Origin of the sequence: Sorangium sp. So ce362 (assembly GCF_051519845.1) — a bacterium.
In the GTDB taxonomy this organism is placed as follows: Bacteria; Myxococcota_A; Polyangia; order Polyangiales; family Polyangiaceae; genus Sorangium.
The window spans coordinates 11,607,770-11,625,335 of record NZ_CP150332.1; the positions used below are offsets into that span (position 1 = coordinate 11,607,770).

Here is a 17,566-nt window from a genome sequence, read left to right on the forward strand (position 1 = left end):
GCGGTCTGCGGCGGTGTTCAGGGGTCGGGCGTGGGGGGGACGGCGCCCGTGCCGAGCCCCCGCGGCGCGAACCTTCTCCGCCGCATCTCCGTGCATACGCGATCGGGTCGAGATCGTCCAAGTTCATCGCGACTTCCCCACACGCCGGGGCCTTACAGTGCGGCCCGACCCTGCGCCTCTGCCCAGGAGCGCTCGGTCCGCTGCTCGCCCGCCGCCGGCGGCTCGCCGCGCTTCTGCCGCGCGCTCTCCTTGCACCGGGGGGCACTCGCCTCTTACGCTCGGTCGTCCTCGGGGTCGTCGGGTGCACGTTGGGCCACGCAAGCGCCGCTGCTCGATCGCGCTGGAACGCACGAAATGAACTCCAAGCTCGCCATCGCCATCGCCGTAATCCTCGCGTTTGCCGGCATCGGGTTGAGTCTCGCGTCGAAGTGGCTGACGGAGATCTCGAGCCAGCTGTTCATGCTGTTCGGCATCTTCGCGGGGGGAGCGGTGATCTACGCGAGCTTCGCGGGCAAGGGCGGCGTCCCCCTCGGGGGCCTGCGCGAAGCGCTCCGCGCGGCCGCGCGGGGCAAGCGCCCCAAGCTGCCCGAGGGCGCCCCCGCCGACGTCGCCGAGACCTACGAGCAGATCGCCGAGATCGCCGGCCGGCAGGTCGAGCTCGCGGAGGAGCGCCACGCGCTCGCGGAGGAGCGCGACAAGCTCGCGCGCGAGCGCGACGGCCTGAGCCGCGAGCGCGACGGGGTCGAGCGGCAGCGCGACGTCCTCGAGCGGGAGCGGGACACCCTGAGCCGCGAGCGCGACGGGCTCGTGAAGGAGCGCGACACCCTCGAGCGGGAGTGCGCGACGCTCACCCGCAAGGTGAACGACCTCGCGCAGCGGGGCCCCGACATCGACGTCGACGCGCTCGTCGACGCCGTGCTGCGCGCCACCGCCGGCGAGCGGGTGCGCGTCCCTCCGGGCGCGCCGCCCGAGCTCTCGCGCCTCTACACGGAGCTCACCGGCATCGCGGAGCGGATCACCCAGGCCGAGCTGCGCGACAAGCAGCGCCGGACGGAGCTGGCCCAGGCCACCGTGCTCCTCGACGAGCTCCTGCCCAAGCTCAGCGACGGCGTGAGCAGCGTCATGCACGCGAGCGAGCAGGCCACCGTCTACATCCGCGAGATGACGACCGCCCTCGCCAACATCGCCCAGTCGGTCGAGTCGCTCGCGTCGAGCGCCGAGGAGTCGAGCTCGAGCATCCTCGAGATGACGGCCACGAACGAGGAGGTCGCCGAGAACGTCGGCGAGCTCGGGTCGAGCGTGCGCGAGACGGTCTCGTCGATCGAGGAGATGGCGTACTCGATCCGCGAGGTCGCGAAGAACGTCGACGCCCTGGCGCTGACGGCCGAGGAGACGAGCTCCTCGATGAACCAGATGGACGTCTCGATCGACCAGGTCCAGTCGAACGCGAACGAGACGGCCCGGCTCTCGGAGGAGGTGGCGACCGACGCCGAGAAGGGCGCCGAGGCCATCCTGAAGACGATCGGCGAGATCTACCGCATCAAGGAGTCGAGCCAGGAGGCCGTGGCCGTCATCTCGAACCTCGGCTTCCGCATCGAGGCGATCGGGCAGATCCTGGCCGTCATCGACGACGTCGCCGAGCAGACGAACCTGCTCGCGCTGAACGCCGCGATCATCGCCGCCCAGGCCGGCGAGCACGGCAAGGGCTTCGCCGTCGTCGCCGACGAGATCAAGGACCTCGCCGAGCGCGCCGGCGGCAGCACGAAGGAGATCGCGGAGCTCATCAAGACGATCCAGTCCGAGTCGAAGAACGCGATCGCCGCCGTGGAGCGCGGCGCGCACAACGTCGACCGCGGCGTCGAGGTGTCGAACGAGGCCGAGCGGGCCCTGAAGAAGATCCTCGAGAGCTCGCAGAAGTCGACCAACATGGTGCGCGCCATCGCCCGCGCCACGGTCGAGCAGGCCAAGGGGTCGAAGCAGGTCACGGACGCGATCGGCCGCATCGCCGAGACGGTGCAGCAGATCGCCGCGGCCACGGCGGAGCAGGCGCGCGGCTCGGAGCTCATCATGAAGAGCGCGGAGAAGATGCGGACCATCACGCAGCACGTGGAGCGGTCGAGCCAGGAGCAGGCGCGCGGCGGGCGCCAGATCACGAGCGCGATCGAGCAGATCTCGAACATGGTCCACAGCCTCAACGCCTCGCACCGGAGCCAGACGCGCGGCGGCGAGCAGCTGGTCGAGGCCGGCAAGCGCATCGAGGAGGCGGCGCGGCAGCAGGATCAGGCGGTGCGGCAGCTCGTCAGCGCCGCCGAGCGGATGCGTCGCACGGCGGCGATTTGACCCCTCGCCGCCCTTCCGCGCAGAGGCAGCGTCGATGGCGTTGACGATCGTGGTGCTGGCGCCCGCCGGAGCGGGGAGGGAGGGCGGGGGCGAGCTCTCCCTGACCCTGGACGCGCCCCGCATCATCCTCGGCCGCGCGGAGGGCTGCGAGGTCCGCCTCCCCGACGCGACCGTGAGCCCCCGGCACGCGTCGATCCGGCAGCGCGGCGCCACCTACCTGCTCCTCGACGAGGGCAGCGACAACGGCACCTACCTCGGCAAGACGCGCATCGCCCCGCGCACGGCCATGCCGCTGCGCACCGGCGACCGCATCCGCATCGGGCGCGTGTGGCTCGCGCTCCGGATCGAGGCGGCGGTCCCGCAGGGAGCCCCGGCCGCGGCCGCCAGGGAGCTCGCCCTCGAGCTCGTCGCCCGCGGCCTGGCGGCTCAGGACGAGGATCCCACGCCGCGCGTCCTCGTCGTCGACGGCCCGGACCAGGGCCGCGTCCTGCGCCTTCCGGAGTCGGCGCGACCCTACTTCGTCGGGCGCGCCAAGGACACCGATCTTGGGCTCGACGACCCGGACGTATCCCGCCGTCATGTGGCCATTACGCGCAGGGGCGATCAATTCTCAGTTCAGGATCTCGGATCGCGCTCCGGCGCCTTGCTCGACGGCGTTCCGGTGCCTCAGTTCGATACGATCTGGCGTCCTGGACAGGTGCTCGCGATCTCGGCCGATCGGCTCGTATTCGAGCATCCGGCCGCCGAGGCGCTCGCGGAAATCGAGCGCAGCCCGTGCGAGCCGCTCCGTCCAGACGCGGTGTTCGACCCCCCTTTGACGGAAGAGCCCGCTGCGCCTTCCACGCCGACGCCTCCGCCTGCCTCCGCGAGCACGTTATCGCCGAACTCGCAGCCTGCAGCGGTGGCTCCTCGCCTCGCCCAGGGCGGCGGGTGGGGGTTCACGGAGGCGCTCATTGCGTTGCTCGCGCTGGGTGTGCTGGGTCTCAGCATTGCAGGACTCATGTGGATGCTTGGACGCGGTTAGCGTCTTGACGTCGCGCGCGCGCAGAGGTCGAAGAGCGCAGTCCCGGAGGGTGCGCATGCGTGCGATCCGAATGAGCGCTGAAGGCGAGATCGAGTACACCGAGGCGGAGCTGCAGGCGGAAGGGATCGGGTGCGGCGCGTTCGACCCGGGCGCAGCCGCGCTGGCCTTGCAGCGCATCCATGCGGAGCGTGGATGGACGGATCACGAGGAGGTCCGCCGCGACACGAGCAATCCTCGCGACGAGGCGGAGAGCGCGCGGGAGGCGGACGAGCATTGTCATCTCGGCGACGAGGTGCGGCTGTTCGTCGAGGGGCACGGCCTTTACGACATCCGCTGCACGGACGACGAGTGGCTGCGGATCTGGGTCGGCGCGGGAGATCTCGTGGTCGTGCCGGCGCGGCGTTACCACCGCTTCGTGGCGAGCAAGGCCGCGGCGCTCCGCTACCTGCAGCCGTTCGGCGGCCGTCACCTGCTCATGCAGCTCTACCGCGTGTCCGACGATCGGACGCGCGCCTTCTGATCTGGAGGCCCCGATGGCGCACCCTTACCGTCTCGTCACGTCCGCGACTCGGATCCCTGTCCCCGGCGGCAAGCTGATCGAGGAGCTCTTCGGCCGGGTGAACACCCGCACGGACGGCTTCAGCCTGGCGCACATGGTGGCCCCGCCGGGGTGGAGCGAGCCGGCGCAGACGCCCTCGTTCGGCGAGCTGACGCTCATGATCCGCGGCCGCATGCGGGTCGAGATCGCGGGCGAGACGGTCGACCTCGCTGCCGGCCAGGCCATCTGGACGGAGCCCGAACAGCGCGTCCGCTACAGCAACCCGTTCGACGAGGAGAGCGAGTACTTCGCCCTCTGCATACCGGCCTTCGCGCCGGACCTCGCGCGGCGCGACGCCGGATGAGCTCCGCCCCGCGGCGCGAGGGCGCGAGCGGCGCAGATCCTGGATCCCCGGTGCGCGCCGAGCGCGTACTATGTCCTATGCTCTTCGATCCCGCCGAGTTCCGGAAGGTGCTGGGCCAGTTTGCGACCGGGGTCACGCTCGTGACCACGGTGCAGGACGGCACGCCGCAGGCGATGACGGTGAACTCGTTCAGCGCCGTCTCGCTCGACCCGCCGCTCGTGCTGTTCTGCGCGGACCGGCGGTCGCGCACGAGCGCGGCCATCGAGGCGTCGGGCGTCTTCGCGGTGAACATCCTGCGGGAGCAGCAGCGGGACATCTCGGACCTGTTCGCCGGCAAGGGCACGGACATCGATCGGCAGGCGGTGCTCACCGAGGCGCACGTGGCCGACTCCGGCTGCCCGATCCTCAAGGACGTGCTCGCCTTCATCGACTGCAAGGTGGAGCACGCGTACGACGGGGGCGATCACATCATCTATGTCGGCCGCGCGCTCTCGTCAGGGCGGGGCGAGGCGGGCGCGCCGCTCCTGTATTACCGGGGCACGTACCAGGCGCTCGACGACGTCTGGCGGTGGCGTGACCGGTATGCCGCGAAGGAGCAGGCGACCCCGTTCCACGAGCTTGTCGACTTCTTCGATCGCATGCAGGCGGAGGGCCCTTATGCGACGCTCGTCGACGAGCTCGTCACGCTGCTCGACCCGGGCGTGGAGGATCGGTGTCTCGACCTCGGCTGCGGCACGGGCCGCCTGACGCGCGAGATGGGGCGCCGGTGCCACGAGGCGGTCGGGATCGACGCGACGGCGGCGATGGTGGAGCGCGCTGCGCAGCGGGCGAAGGCGCTCGGCCTGGACAACGTGACCTTTCGGGAGGCGCTCGCGACGCGGCTCCCGTTCCCCGACGCCTCGTTCGACGCGGTGACCTCGTCGAACCTGCTCCTGCACGTGCCCGAGCCCGGCCCGGTGCTGGCCGAGGCGGCGCGCGTGCTCCGCCCGGGCGGCCGCGTCGCGCTCCTGGAGCCTGCGCCGGGGATGAGCCGCGTCGCGATGGCCGGCTACCTGCGCAGCCACCGGTACAACCCGTCGACGGCCCACGCGATGCTCGCGTGGGCCGACGCGGCGGAGGCCACCTACCGCCACACCGAGGACCGGCTCAGCGCCGATCTGAGCGGCGCGGGCTTCGAGGTCGATCGCCGCGAGCGCAGGATGAACGGCCTCGCGCTGCTCTGGATCGCGCACAAGGCGTGAGCCAACGCCCGCAGGGGCTCACGCCGCCCGCCGGAGCCCCGCGTCCTCGACCAGCCGGGGCACCCAGTCCTCCGCGCCGATGGAGCGCATGTGGATGCCCGAGAGCCCCGGGATGTCGCGGAGCCCCCGGACGAGCTCCAGCGTGATCCGGTAGCTCTCCCCCTCGGCGTCGCCGCTCTGGCGCACGCGCTCGATCAGGTGCTCCGGGACCACGAGGCCCGGCACCTTCTGCAGGAAGCTCAGCCGATCCACGCCGGCGAACGGGAAGATCGCCGCGATGAAGTGCGCGCGCTCGTGGAGCCCGCGCTCGACCACCGCCGCCATCCAGCGGCGCATCGGCGCGAGCTCGAACACCGCCTGCACCTGGATGAAGCTCGCGCCCGCGTCGATCTTCGCGCTGAGCCGGTCCATCGCCCCGGCGATCGCCTGCTCCGCGCACGGGAAATCGATGGTCCCCACGTGGAAGTAAGGCGCCGGCGAGATGACGTCTCCGTTGAAGAGCTTCCCCTCGCGCGTCAGCCGGCGGGTCAGCTCGATCGCCGCGAAGCTGTCGACATCGCTCACCTCCTTGGCGTCGGGATCCGAGCCGATGGCGCACGGATAGCCGCCCAGGACGATGATGTTCGAGAGCCCGAGCGCCGCCATCCCGAGGAGGTCGCCCTGGAGGGCGATCTTGTTCTTGTGGCGGAGCGAGAACTGGAGCACCGGCTCGAGCCCCTCCTGCTTGACGAAATGGCCGACGGCCATGTTGGCGCAGCGCGCCTGGGAGAGCAGGTGATCATTGATCTGTACCACGTCGACATGCCCGGCCATGTTTCGGGCGTGCTTCAGCAGTTTTTCCAGGTCGTGGTGACGCGGTGGCGTCAGCTCGGCGGACACGAGGAACTGGCGCTCGCTGAGGAGGCGCTCCATCTTCGATTTCGACACCATAGGCTGCTCCTTCCGTCACTCGACGAACCTGAGGACCCGGACCTTGGCCCCGCTCTGGCCGCGGAATCGCGCGGCCGCGCTCGCGATGCGCGCCGCCTCCGCCCGCGCCAGGCTGCAGGGGAACCCGTACTTCTTGAAGACCCGCTCGCTCGCGAGTTCGAGCGCCTTCCGGCAACGCGACACGAAATCGTCGATTGTGTAGCTCTCCCCGACGTCGATGTGCTCTTTCACGACGAGCGACGGAGAGTAACAGACCTGGTGCTCGCCGCTCGGCCACTCGATCACGAAGCGCATCTCCGGCATACGTCGCTCTAGCTCCGGCGGGATCCCAGGAACTCGCGGTAGACGCCGGCCGCGATGCGCGCCGAGCGTTCCCACGTGTACCGCGCCGCGGCCTCGATGGCCGCGGCGCGCAGGCGCCGCCTCACGCCTTCCTCCAGGATAGCCTCCATGGCGCGCGCGAGATCCTCTGTTCTCGAGGGATCGACGAGCAGCGCGCTCTCGCCGTCTCGGAGGAACTCGGTGAAGGGAGGTTGAGCAGAGCTCACCACCGGCGCGCCCGAGGCCATCGCCTCGAGCAGGACGAGCCCGAACCCCTCGCGGACGGACGGGAAGACGAACGCGTCGGCCAGGCGGTAGAGCGGCGGGATCAGCGCGTCGGGGAGCACGCCCGCGAGGACGAGCGGCGGCGGCGGCGCGCCCGCCGGCGACGCGCCCGCCGGCCACACGCCGTGCTCCCGCGCGAGCGCCTCGAACTCGCGCTGGTAGGGCGCGTAATCGAACAGCGTCTCTCCGCCCGCGATGATCAGCTGGGCTCCGGGCAGCCGCCTCCGCACCGACAGGAACGCCTTGAGCAGGCCGATCGAGTTCTTGCGCGGCTCGACGCCGCCCACGGTCACGTAGAGCGGCGACCCCGTGGCGTTGAGCCGCGCCCGGAGCTCCGCGTCCCGTCCGTCCGGCGCCGGCGAGTAGCGCCGCAGGCTCACGCCGTTCGGGAGGATCGCCGCGTCGACGCCGAGATCGGCCCGGAGCGTCCTCCGCCACGCCTCGCTGACGACGAGGCACGCGTCCGCCTCGAGCACGGAGCGCTCCTGGCAGGCGCGCAGGTAGGGGCTGTCGTAGTCGTCGAGGTGGTGCACCGTCCGGAGGAAGTGGGGGACGCGCCCCTCGGCGCGCAGCGCCGCGAGCGCGTTCGCGCTGATGCAGTCCTGGGAGTGCCAGATGTCGTGCCGCGCCCCGAGGCGGCGCAGCCCGACCTCGAGCTCCGCGATGCGCTGCCTCACGACCGCGTCGATCCCCGTCGGCGGGGGCGCGGCGGGCACGAGGACGGCGGGGCAGCGCGGCGGCCTGTAGAAGCCGCCCTGGTCCTTGTTCAGCGCGTAGATGCAGACCTTGACGCCGAGGTCGTGGAGCGCCTCGGCGAGCTCCACCGTGTGCACGACGCCGCCGCGCGGCTTCGTCGAGTAGGTGAGGAGCGCGACCGAGAGCGGCGCGCCGGTGGCGGCGCCGGCGCTCGTCGCGCCGTCTGTCGCGCCGGCGCTCATCGCGCGCCCTCGCCCGCGAACCCGGTGAGCGGCTCGGCGGCGAGGTCCCAGAGCGTCTGCCGCTCGCCGGCGGCCTCCAGGGTGAGCCGCCGCGAGCCGTCGACGGCGCCGACCGCCGCGCTCGCGATGCCCCGCCGCGCGAACGCCGAGAGCACGTCGCCGGCGGCGTCGGGGCGCACGCTGAGCAGGAAGCCGTAGCTCGGGAACGCGAGCAGCCAGCTCGACAGATCGCGCACGTCGCGCGGCCGCGGGACGGCGGCGAGGTCGAGCACCGCGCCGGCGCCGGACGTCTCCAGGAGCATGAGCAGCGTCCCCGCGACGCCGCCCATGCTGATGTCCTTGCCCGCGTCGCACAGGCCCGCCTCGGCGAGGGCGGGCAGGACCTCGAGATCGCCGCGGAGCCGCGCCGGGTCCGTTCCCGTCGAGGCGTCCCAGAAGGGGTGCTCCGCGTGCATCTCGCCGCGCAGGTCGATCGCCGCGACGAGCACGTCGCCGGGGCGCGCCGCGAAGCTCGTGATGAGCCGCCGCGCGCGCCCCGCGATGGCCACGGCGAGGGCGTTGTAGGGGCTGCGCGCGCTCGTATGGCCTCCGACGATCGGCACCCCGTAGGCGCGCGACGCGGCGACCATGCCTTCCCAGACCGGCTCCAGCGCGCCGGCCGAGGTCCCCCAGACGACGTCGACCACGGCGATGGGGCGGCCGCCCATCGCGTAGATGTCGCTGATGTTGACCATCACGGCGCTGTAGCCCGCGAACCGCGGATCGCCTTCGAGGAACGCCGGCCAGATCCCCTCGGCGGCGAGGAGCAGGTAGCCGTCTCCGTCGGGGATGGCCGCGCAGTCGTCGCCGAGCGCCGCGGGCCGGTCGGCCGCGCTGCCCGCGCCCGGCTCGCCGGACAGGTACCGCGCCGGGATCTGCACGTCCCGCTTCGCGAGGATGCCGAGCGCGCCCCGCAGCTGGGCCGCGATGCCGGCGAGCGTCAGCGGAACCTCTGCCCGGGCAGCGGGCGGGGCTCGTCGCCCGGCGGGTAGCTCGCGAGGTCGGCCTCCATCAGGTGGTGCGGGCGTTCGCGGTACGCCCGCTCCTCGAGCGAGCGCCAGCTCTGGCTCTCGAAGAACGGGACGTTGGCCGCCTGGACGAGCGCGAGGAACCGGTGGCACCCCCAGCCGTGGGCGGTGGTGACCGCCTTCTGCACGAGGCCGCGGCCGACCACGCCCTGCTTGCGGTGGGCGCGCTCGACGGCCAGCCGGCCGCCGTACCACAGGCCGGGCTCCGCCTCGTAGATGCGCACCGTGCCGACGACCGCCTCGCCGCCCGGCGCCCCGTGCTGCACGGCGGCGATGGGGAACGCGGAGGCGTCCCAGTCGTCCTCGTCGGTCGTCTTAAACAGCCCTTGCTCGTCGCAGAAGATGGCCCGGCGCAAGCGGAGGTACGCCAGATACGTGTCCCTGCTCTGCACAAGCTCGAAGCTGTAATGTGGCGTCATCGGAGCTCTCCGAGGTTGATGTCCATGCCGCGCCGGCCGCCGGCGGCGCCGCGGCCGGGCCTTCTGCCTCGAAGCCCGAGAGCCCCGAGCAGGCGCCGCAGCGGGCGCAGCCCGCCTTCACGTCGGTCGAGCGCAACCCCGACCGCGCCAGCAGCGGGCCGATGTGCGCGTAGAGCGCCCGCATGAAGTCCCCCGAGGGCGGCGCGCGATCGGCCGCGGGCGTCCCCGGGATGGACACGAGCGGGACGAGGAACGGATAGACCCCCATCGCGATGAGCCGCTCGCTCGCGTCGAGCAGCGAAGACAGCGAGTCGCCGAGCCCCGCGATGAGGTAGGTCGACACCTGCCCGCGCCCGAACACGCGCACGGCCGCCTCGAACGCCTCGAAGTACCGGGCCACGCTCACCTCGGCCTTGCCCGGCATCGCGGCCGCGCGCACCGCGTCCTCGACCGCCTCGAGGTGCATGCCCAGGCTGTCGACGCCGGCCGCGCGCATCCGGCCGAACCAGGCGAAATCGTCGGGCGGCTCGCACTGCGCCTGCACCGGCAGGTCGACGCGCGCCTTGATGCCGCGCGCGCAGTCGGCGAGGTGCGCCGCCCCGCGATCGGCCGACCGCGGCGTGCCCGTGGTCAGCGTCACGTGCCGCACCCCGTCGAGCCGCGCCGCCGCCTCGGCGACCTCGCCGAGCTGCTCCGGCGTCTTCTTCGCGGTGGTGCGCCCGGCCGCGAGCGACTGCCCGATCGCGCAGAACGCGCAGGCCGTCTCGCGCTCCGTGTACCGGATGCACGTCTGGAGCACCGTCGAGGCGAGCACGTCCGCCCCGTGCAACAGCGCGATCTTGGGGTAGGGGATGCCGTCCTCGGTCGAGAGGGCATAGAAGCGCGGCGCCTTCACGAGGGCGATCGGCGCGAGCTCCCTGCCGTCCCGCTCGACGGTCCCTGCCCCGTCGCGCCCGATCCGCGCCACGAACGGCGACGCCGCAGCCTGGTCGGTGTGGATCGGGATCATCACCGTGGCGCCGCGGAGCGTCGCCGCCACGTGCTGGGTCGGCCCCGCCCCGCCGCGGCGCGAGGTCCACGCCGCGCGGCGGCTTTCGCCCTCGCCGGACGCGGGCTCCTGCTGTGTCGCGGCGCCCGCGCCGGGGGCGCCCTCGGGGGCTTCAGCCAGCCTCAGGCCGAACGACTGGAGCTCGGTGATCAGCGTCTGGGTATCCATGGTCCACCGCCGCAGGATCGAGGGAGGAGGCCTTGGGGCTGCCCGGGCCGAGCGTTATCGAGCGCTCCGCCGTATCCATCCAAAGCCGCAGCAAGTCGGGTCGGGCGTAATGCCCTGCCGCATCCATCATCCGCTTTCGCTTCGTGATCAGGGCGAAGTCGAGGTCCGCGACGGCCATCCCCTCGCCGTCGGTCACCGGCGGGCACGCGTGCGCGCCCTCCGGCGTCACGATCGCCGTCATGCACCCGCCGCGCAGCGCGCCCTGCATCTGCTCGTTCGGCGCGACCTCCCCGACCTGCTCCGGCGTCAGGAAGGCCGTGGCGTTCACCACGAAGCAGCCCGACTCCAGCGCGTGGTGCCGGAGGGTCACTTCCATCTGCTCGGCGAAGATGGGCCCGACAAGGGAGCCGGGGAACTGGCTGCAATGGATCTGCTCGTGCTGCGCGATGAGCGCGAACCGCGCGAGCGGGTTGTAGTGCTCCCAGCAGGCGAGCGCGCCGAGCCGCCCGACCGCGGTGTCCACGGTCCTGAGCCCCGAGCCGTCGCCTTGCCCCCAGATCATCCGCTCGTGGTAGGTCGGCGTGATCTTGCGCCGGTGGAGCACCAGGGCGCCGTCCCTGTCGAAGACGAGCTGCGCGTTGTACAGCGTCCCGTGATCGCGCTCGTTCACGCCGAGCACCACGACCACCCCGTGCGCGCGCGCGGCGGCCGCCACGGCCCGCGTCACCGGGCCGGGGACGGTGACCGCCTCGTCGTAAAGGCGCATGTGCTCCTTCCCCATGGCGGGCGGCGGGAGCACGAAGGAGAAGTAGGGATAATACGGGACGACCGCCTCGGGGAAGACGCAGAGCTCGGCGCCCTCCTTCGCTGCCCTGGCGATCGCGGCGACGACTCGCTCGGTCGTCCCGTCCCGGCTGCCGAGGACGGGACTGAGCTGCACCGCGGCCGCCCGGACTTTGCGGTTGTACTCCATGGACGGCGCTCGGGTCAGAGCGTCCAGGAGTGGACAACGAACGCGTTGTCCCGGCGGTGGATCAGCTGGATGTCGAGCACGTCGAGCGGGCTGATGGGCTTGATGCCCGGGATCAGCGCGTGCTCGCCGTGGCCGTAGAGCGCCTGCAGCGCGAACCGGCACGCGTAGACCTTGCCGCCCTCCTCCATGAACCGGCCGATCTGCTGGTTCACGGCGAGGTGCCCGGAGAACGCCTCGCTGCCGAGCTTGGGAAAGCCGCGCTGCAGCCCCAGCGTGACGCCCGGCCCATACAGCAAGATGGATGTCTCAAACCCCTTACGCTGAAGGCGGATCGCCGTCAGCACGTTGACGAGGCCGATCGAGCCCTCGAAGGCCACGGTGTGAAAGGTAACCAGCGCCTTCTCTCCCGGCTTCGCCTTGACGTCTTCGAAGACCTTCTCCTCGTAATCGACCAGGAAGTCACCAGCGTTGTAGGCGGGATACGTCGGCTTCGGCATTGGTTACCTCTCTCCTAGAATGAGATAGTTGAGACCATAGCGGTTTTCTGGACGCAAGAAAAATGCAGGCGCCTTCCCCCTTTTTGAGCGGGTGTCCGCCGCGGAAGAGGTGCGATTGTGGGACATCGCGTCGATGCGAGCCTCGATTGTTTCGAGGGCTCGTCTCGGCGATTTCGAGGAGGTTTCGCGCGCGTGAACGTGGCTTGAGAGGTGTTTGGCGCTCGTGTGTCCGAGCGGCAAAGGCCGGCGGGGAATGCCGGTGGAGAGTCGCGCCCTCGGGCGCCCTGCTACCGCTGCTTCTTTCGCACCTTGGCGCTCTTGCCGCCCTTGGCGCTCTTGCTGCCCTTGGCGCTCTTGCTGCCCTTGGCGCTCTTGCTGCCCTTGGCGCTCTTGCTGGTCGTCATGCCCTTGGCGGGCATCGTGCGCTTGCTGGTCTTGACACGACGAGTTGGCCGTGCGTCCGCCGCCTCGCGCCGCGCGCGGCGCGGCTTCGCCTCGTCCGACGCCGCGCCTCCGGCGAGCCGCCGCCCGTAGATGGTGCGCCGGAGGATGGCCACGTCCTCGATCTGCACGAGCATCGCGTCGCCGATGGCGATCCGGTCCCCCGACCGGCGGCCGAGGACGCGCAGCCCCTCGTCGTCGATCTCGTACTGATCCGGGCCGAGCGACTCCATGCGAACGAGCACGTCGACGAACGGATCCTCGATGTTGACGTAGACGCCCGTCCCCACGATGGCCGTGACGGTGCCCTCGAAGGTGTCCCCGAGCCGGGAGCGCATGAGGAGCGCGCGGTGCAGGTCGACCACCTCGCGCTCCACCTCCATCGCCTTGCGCTCGCGCTCCGACGACGTGATGGCCGCCTCGCGCAGCCGCTCGATGGCCTCATCGCTCCTGTCGACGCTCTCGCCGCGCAGCACCGCGCGGATCGCCCGGTGCGCCGTGATGTCCGGGTATCGCCGGATGGGCGAGGTGAAGTGCAGGTAAGCGCTCGAGGCCAGACCGAAGTGGCCCACGTTGGCCACGTCGTACACCGCCTGCTTCATCGCGCGGAGCAGGAGCATGTGCAGCACCTGCTTCTGCGGGTGCGCGTCGAGCTTCTTCAGGAACACCGACAGCCGCTTCGGGTCGGTCGCGTCCTCCGGGTCGAACGCGAGCCCGAGCTCCCCGCACATCGTCGCGAAGCGCTCGAGCTTCGCCTGGTCCGGGGGCGCGTGGTACCGGAAGACGGTGGGGATGCGCTGGTCGACCACGAACTGCGCGCAGGTCTCGTTCGCCAGGAGCATCATCTCCTCGATGAGCTGATAGGCCTTCGCCACCCCGGGGTCGTGGCTGCGCTTCTGCACGTCGACGGGCGCGCCCGTCTCCGGGTCGAGCACCACCTTCGCCTCGGGCAGGTCGAGATCGAGCGCGCCGCGCCGCATCCGCTTGCCGCGGAGCAGCCGGGCGAGGTCCCACATCACCTGGAGGTCGGTCCTGAGCGCCTCGGCCTCCGGGCTGCGCGGCGGCTCGGGCGTGAAGCCGAGCGCGCGCGCCACGCCGGGGTAGGTGAGCTTCGCGATCGAGCGGATGTACCCCTCGATGACGCGGGCGCTCCGCACCGTCGCCGCCGCGTCGAGCTCGACCTCCACGCACAGGCAGAGCCGGATCACGCCCGGCAGCAGGGAGCACAGGTTCGACGACAGCGCCCGCGGCAGCATCGGGATCGCGCGATCGGGCAGGTAGATCGAGTTGCCCCGCCCGAGCGCCGTCTGGTCGAGCGCGCTGCCCGGCTGCACGTAGTGCGACACGTCGGCGATCGCGATCCAGACCCGGTAATAGCCGTTCTCCTCGCGGATCACCCAGACCGCGTCGTCGTGGTCGCGGGCGTCCTCCGGGTCGATCGTCGGCATGGGCAGGTGGGTGAGGTCCGTGCGCCCCTCGAGCGCCTCGGCCGGCACCTCGCCCCCGAACGCCTCGGCCTCGGCGATCGCCTCCGGCGCGTGCTCCTCCTCGATCCCCTCGCGCATCAGGATCTTGGCGACCTCCACGTTCGGGTCGCCCGGCGCCCCGAGCACGGCCTCGATCACGCCCTCCGGGTTCTCGTCGGGCAGGTCCGGGAAGCGGACGATCGACGCGACCGCCGCCGCGCCGTCCTCGGCGTCGGGCGGCAGGAGCGGCCCGCCCGGCTCGCGGGGCACGATCACGATCGGCCCGCGGACGCGCCCGTCATCCGGCTCGATCCAGGCGCTCCTGCCTCGCCGCCGCAGCACGCCCGCCACGCGCGCGTGACGCCGCTTGATGACGCGGACGATCTCCCCCTCCACGCCCCGGCGCGAGCGCGTCGCGATGCGCACCGCGACGGTGTCGCCGTGGAGCGCGCCGCCCATCGCCTCGGGCGAGATGTAGATGTCCTCGGCCGCCCCGCCGAGCGCCACGAAGCCGAAGCCGCGCGGGTTCACGGTCAGCGTCCCCTCCTGCTCGGCGCCGCGGGCCTCGACCTGCTGGCGGCTCGTGCGGAACCGCTGGCCGGGGAGGGCGACGATGCTGCCCTCCAGCGACAGCTCCTCGAGCAGCCGCTGCAGCTTCGTGTACCGGCTCGGATCGACCCCGAGGCGCTCGGCGATCTCGTTCGCGTGCAGGGCGCGCTTGAAGGAGGACAAGAGGTCGACCACGGCGACAACAGCCTCCCGGCGACGCGCGCCGGAGCCGGTGGTCGCGGAATCTCCGCGAGATGAGGAACCCATGAAACTCGACTAGCACGAGTCTCCTCTCGCTGGCTGTCTCCGCCCGGGTCCGGTATGCCTCGAGCCCACTTCTCTCGATCCGCCACGACCGATGCTGCTGAACTCGATCGCCCTGCTCCTCGCGCTGATGGTCCTCGTCTTCCTCGCCGGGAGGGGCAACGTCTTCGCGGTGCGTCCGGCCCGCGACAGACAGGCCGCGAGTGAATCCTTGGACGCTCCTCGGGCGGGCCCCGAGGCGCCTGCGCCCTCGGCCGAGCAGCGGCAGGCCGGATGCGTCCGGTTCTTCGTCACGCTCTTCCGCCTCGCGCTGTTCGTCGCCATCGCGGCGAGCGCGGCGCTCGTGGTCGAGTACCAGAACGCTGGCGACCCTGCGTTCTGCGGCGTCAGCTCGGGCTGCTTCGCCGTCCGGATCTCGCCGTACAGCCGGCTGTTCGGGGTCCCGCTGCCGAACCTCGGGCTCGCCGCCTACACCACGCTGCTCGCCGCCTCGCTGCTCGCGCGCGAGCGCTGGCACCACGTCGCGCTCGCGGCCGCGTCGGCCGCCGGGGGCCTCGGCGCCACGGTGCTCCTCGGGCTGCAGGCCTTCGCGCTCGGCGCGTTCTGCGCGTGGTGCGTCGCGGTCGATCTCGCCGCCGTCGCGGCCGCGGTCACGTCCGCCCTCGTCGCCTGGCAGGCGTGGCGCATGCCGCGCGCGGCGTTCGAGCGCGCCGCGCAGGGCGGGCTGCGGCGCACCACGGCGTGGGGCGCGGCCGCCGTGGCGGCGATCGGCCTGCCGTTCCTCTGGGGCAACCACCCGGTCATCCCGCCGCTCCCGCCGGAGCTCGCGGCGCTGCAGGAGCCCGGCAAGATCACGGTCGTCGCGTTCACCGACTTCGAGTGCCCCTTCTGTCGCAGGCTGCACCCCGAGATGACCAAGATGGAGGAGCCCTACGGCGACCGCCTGCGCCACGTGCGCAAGATGGTGCCGCTCCCCAGCCACCCCGGCGCGCTCCCCGCGGCGAAGGCCTACGTCTGCACGCCCGCGGAGAAGCGCGAGCAGGCCGCGGCGCTGCTCTACAGCGCGTCGTCCGGCAGGCTCACCGACGCGCGCGTCGCGTCCGTCCTCGCGCCGCTCGGGCTCTCCGTCACCGAGCTCCAGGCCTGCCTCGCCGCGCCGGAGACGCAGGCCGCCATCGACGCGGACGTCGCGCTCTATGGGCGGATGGAGGCGCGTGGTCTCCCCGCGACCTACGTCGGTCGGCGGCTCGTGGTGGGTTACAACCCCGATCGCCTCCGCGATGCGCTGCGCCGTGAGGCCGCCGGGGATCCGCTCAGCCTGCCGCTCCCGTGGCTCTTCGTCGCGCTCTTCGGGGTCTCCGCGGTCGCCGTGGTCGTCGGCGGCAGGGATCGCTCGGCGGGCCAGGGCAGCGCGCCGCCCTCGCCGCCCGAGCGATCGTGAGCCGCGCCGTGCCCGCTGCTGCCTTTCGCGGCTGGTCGGCGGGTGACAGAATAGCTCATGAGTGATCATCCAGAGCTAACCGCCAGGCTGCCGCTGGAGTTCTTCCGCCAGCTACCCAAGACCGATCTGCACGTCCACCTCGACGGCTCCCTGCGCCTCGAGACGATCATCGAGCTCGCCCGCAGCCACCGCGTCGAGCTCCCGACGTACGAGCCGCCCGAGCTGCGCAAGGTGATGAACCTGGGCCAGAACTGCGGCTCGCTCGTCGAGTACCTCAAGGCGTTCGACATCACGCTGCGCGTCCTGCAGACCGAGGAGGCGCTCTACCGCGTCGCCTACGAGCTCGCGGAGGACGCCGCGCGCGAGAACGTCCGTTACATGGAGGTCCGCTACTCGCCGATGCTGCACACCCGCCTCGGCCTGCGCCTCACGAGCGTGGTCGAGGCGGTGCTCTCCGGGCTCAGGGCGGCGCGCGACGCGCTGGGCATCGAGAGCAACGTCATCGTCTGCGGCATCCGCAACATCTCGCCGGAGTCGTCGCTCGAGATGGCGGAGCTCGCGGTGGCCTACAAGAGCCGCGGCGTGGTCGGGTTCGACCTCGCCGGGGCCGAGTACGACCACCCGGCGAAGCACCACAAGGCGGCGTTCCAGCTCGTGCGCCAGAACAACATCAACTGCACCATCCACGCCGGCGAGGCCTACGGCCCCGAGTCGATCGCGCAGGCGCTGCACGTCTGCGGCGCGCACCGGATCGGCCACGGCTGCCGCCTGCGCGAGGACGGCGGCCTGCTCCACTACATCAACGATCACCGGATCCCGCTCGAGTGCTGCCCGTCCTCGAACGTGCAGACCGGCGCGGTGCGCGACCTCGCCTCGCACCCGCTGAAGCTCTACCAGAGCCTCGGGTTGCGCGTGACGGTCAACACCGACAACCGGCTCGTCACCGACACGACGGTGTCGCACGAGCTCTGGCACTGCCACACGAAGATGGGATTCGGCCTGAAGGAGATCAAGTCGACCATCGTGGCCGGCTTCAAGAGCGCCTTCTTGCCGTTCCACATCAAGCAGGCGTACCTCCGCCGCGTCACCGACGAGCTCGAGCGCTTCTCCGCCGACGGCTCGATCCGCGCCGCCCCGCCCCAGGCGGCCCCTGGCTACGAGGTCCACGAGGTCCACGAGGTCGCCTCGCCCGACGGGAAGGACGGCAGGCAGGGGGCCCATGCGTCCGTGGAGAAGGCCGCCAACTGACGCG

16 protein-coding genes are annotated in these 17,566 nt (G+C 71.8%); 7 read left to right on the forward strand and 9 right to left on the reverse strand.

Annotated elements, in window-relative coordinates; all coding sequences use genetic code 11:
• Positions 1 to 354 precede the first annotated feature (354 nt).
• The 5 genes from WMF17_RS44520 (at position 355) to WMF17_RS44540 (ending at position 5,507) form a co-directional block, all read left to right on the forward strand.
• Complete coding sequence (locus tag WMF17_RS44520) at positions 355 to 2,340, forward strand: methyl-accepting chemotaxis protein (protein ID WP_437599609.1); 1,986 nt, start codon at positions 355 to 357, stop codon at positions 2,338 to 2,340.
• Positions 2,341 to 2,374: 34 nt separating this feature from the next.
• Positions 2,375 to 3,364: an FHA domain-containing protein gene (locus tag WMF17_RS44525; RefSeq protein WP_437599610.1), complete on the forward strand. Its 990-nt coding sequence runs from the start codon at positions 2,375 to 2,377 to the stop codon at positions 3,362 to 3,364.
• A 55-nt stretch (positions 3,365 to 3,419) separates the two neighbouring features.
• Positions 3,420 to 3,884 (forward strand): 1,2-dihydroxy-3-keto-5-methylthiopentene dioxygenase, encoded by a 465-nt coding sequence (locus tag WMF17_RS44530; RefSeq protein WP_437647014.1) that lies wholly within the window; start codon positions 3,420 to 3,422, stop codon positions 3,882 to 3,884.
• Between the two features lie 13 nt (positions 3,885 to 3,897).
• Positions 3,898 to 4,266, forward strand: a complete 369-nt coding sequence (locus WMF17_RS44535; protein WP_437599612.1) for a cupin domain-containing protein — start codon at positions 3,898 to 3,900, stop codon at positions 4,264 to 4,266.
• 77 nt (positions 4,267 to 4,343) lie between these two features.
• Positions 4,344 to 5,507 carry a flavin reductase gene (locus WMF17_RS44540; protein WP_437599613.1) on the forward strand — a complete coding sequence of 388 codons (1,164 nt, stop codon included), beginning with the start codon at positions 4,344 to 4,346 and terminating at the stop codon, positions 5,505 to 5,507.
• A gap of 18 nt (positions 5,508 to 5,525) precedes the next feature.
• Here WMF17_RS44540 and WMF17_RS44545 read toward each other — a convergent pair whose 3' ends face one another.
• The 9 genes from WMF17_RS44545 to rnr all read right to left on the reverse strand — a co-directional run bounded on the left by WMF17_RS44545 (position 5,526) and on the right by rnr (position 14,804).
• On the reverse strand, positions 5,526 to 6,437 hold the full coding sequence (locus tag WMF17_RS44545; RefSeq protein ID WP_437599614.1) for a methylenetetrahydrofolate reductase: 912 nt from the start codon (positions 6,435 to 6,437) through the stop codon (positions 5,526 to 5,528).
• A gap of 15 nt (positions 6,438 to 6,452) precedes the next feature.
• A complete protein-coding gene (locus WMF17_RS44550) occupies positions 6,453 to 6,740 on the reverse strand; it encodes an MSMEG_0570 family nitrogen starvation response protein (RefSeq protein ID WP_437599615.1) in 288 nt (95 codons plus the stop codon).
• Between the two features lie 8 nt (positions 6,741 to 6,748).
• Positions 6,749 to 7,981, reverse strand: a complete 1,233-nt coding sequence (locus WMF17_RS44555) for an MSMEG_0565 family glycosyltransferase (RefSeq protein WP_437647016.1) — start codon at positions 7,979 to 7,981, stop codon at positions 6,749 to 6,751.
• Positions 7,978 to 8,964, reverse strand: coding sequence for a sll0787 family AIR synthase-like protein (locus WMF17_RS44560; protein WP_437651465.1), 987 nt, complete (start codon positions 8,962 to 8,964; stop codon positions 7,978 to 7,980). The genes WMF17_RS44555 and WMF17_RS44560 overlap by 4 nt, the downstream gene beginning before the upstream one ends.
• Positions 8,961 to 9,467, reverse strand: coding sequence for an MSMEG_0567/Sll0786 family nitrogen starvation N-acetyltransferase (locus tag WMF17_RS44565; protein ID WP_437599618.1), 507 nt, complete (start codon positions 9,465 to 9,467; stop codon positions 8,961 to 8,963). Before WMF17_RS44565 ends, WMF17_RS44560 begins: the two co-directional genes overlap by 4 nt.
• Positions 9,364 to 10,683 (reverse strand): MSMEG_0568 family radical SAM protein, encoded by a 1,320-nt coding sequence (locus WMF17_RS44570; RefSeq protein WP_437599619.1) that lies wholly within the window; start codon positions 10,681 to 10,683, stop codon positions 9,364 to 9,366. The genes WMF17_RS44565 and WMF17_RS44570 overlap by 104 nt, the downstream gene beginning before the upstream one ends.
• Entirely contained in the window at positions 10,628 to 11,656 is a 1,029-nt protein-coding gene (locus WMF17_RS44575; protein ID WP_437599620.1) for a Nit6803 family nitrilase, read from the reverse strand. Before WMF17_RS44575 ends, WMF17_RS44570 begins: the two co-directional genes overlap by 56 nt.
• Before the next feature lie 14 nt (positions 11,657 to 11,670).
• Complete coding sequence (locus tag WMF17_RS44580; RefSeq protein ID WP_437599621.1) at positions 11,671 to 12,153, reverse strand: MSMEG_0572/Sll0783 family nitrogen starvation response protein; 483 nt, start codon at positions 12,151 to 12,153, stop codon at positions 11,671 to 11,673.
• Between the two features lie 287 nt (positions 12,154 to 12,440).
• Positions 12,441 to 14,804 (reverse strand): ribonuclease R, encoded by a 2,364-nt coding sequence (gene rnr, locus WMF17_RS44585; protein ID WP_437599622.1) that lies wholly within the window; start codon positions 14,802 to 14,804, stop codon positions 12,441 to 12,443.
• Positions 14,805 to 14,967: 163 nt separating this feature from the next.
• On the opposite strand from rnr, the gene WMF17_RS44590 reads away from it, so the two are divergent.
• Positions 14,968 to 16,314: a vitamin K epoxide reductase family protein gene (locus WMF17_RS44590; protein WP_437599623.1), complete on the forward strand. Its 1,347-nt coding sequence runs from the start codon at positions 14,968 to 14,970 to the stop codon at positions 16,312 to 16,314.
• A 57-nt stretch (positions 16,315 to 16,371) separates the two neighbouring features.
• Positions 16,372 to 17,562 (forward strand): adenosine deaminase, encoded by a 1,191-nt coding sequence (gene add, locus WMF17_RS44595; RefSeq protein WP_437599624.1) that lies wholly within the window; start codon positions 16,372 to 16,374, stop codon positions 17,560 to 17,562.
• Positions 17,563 to 17,566: the final 4 nt, after the last annotated feature.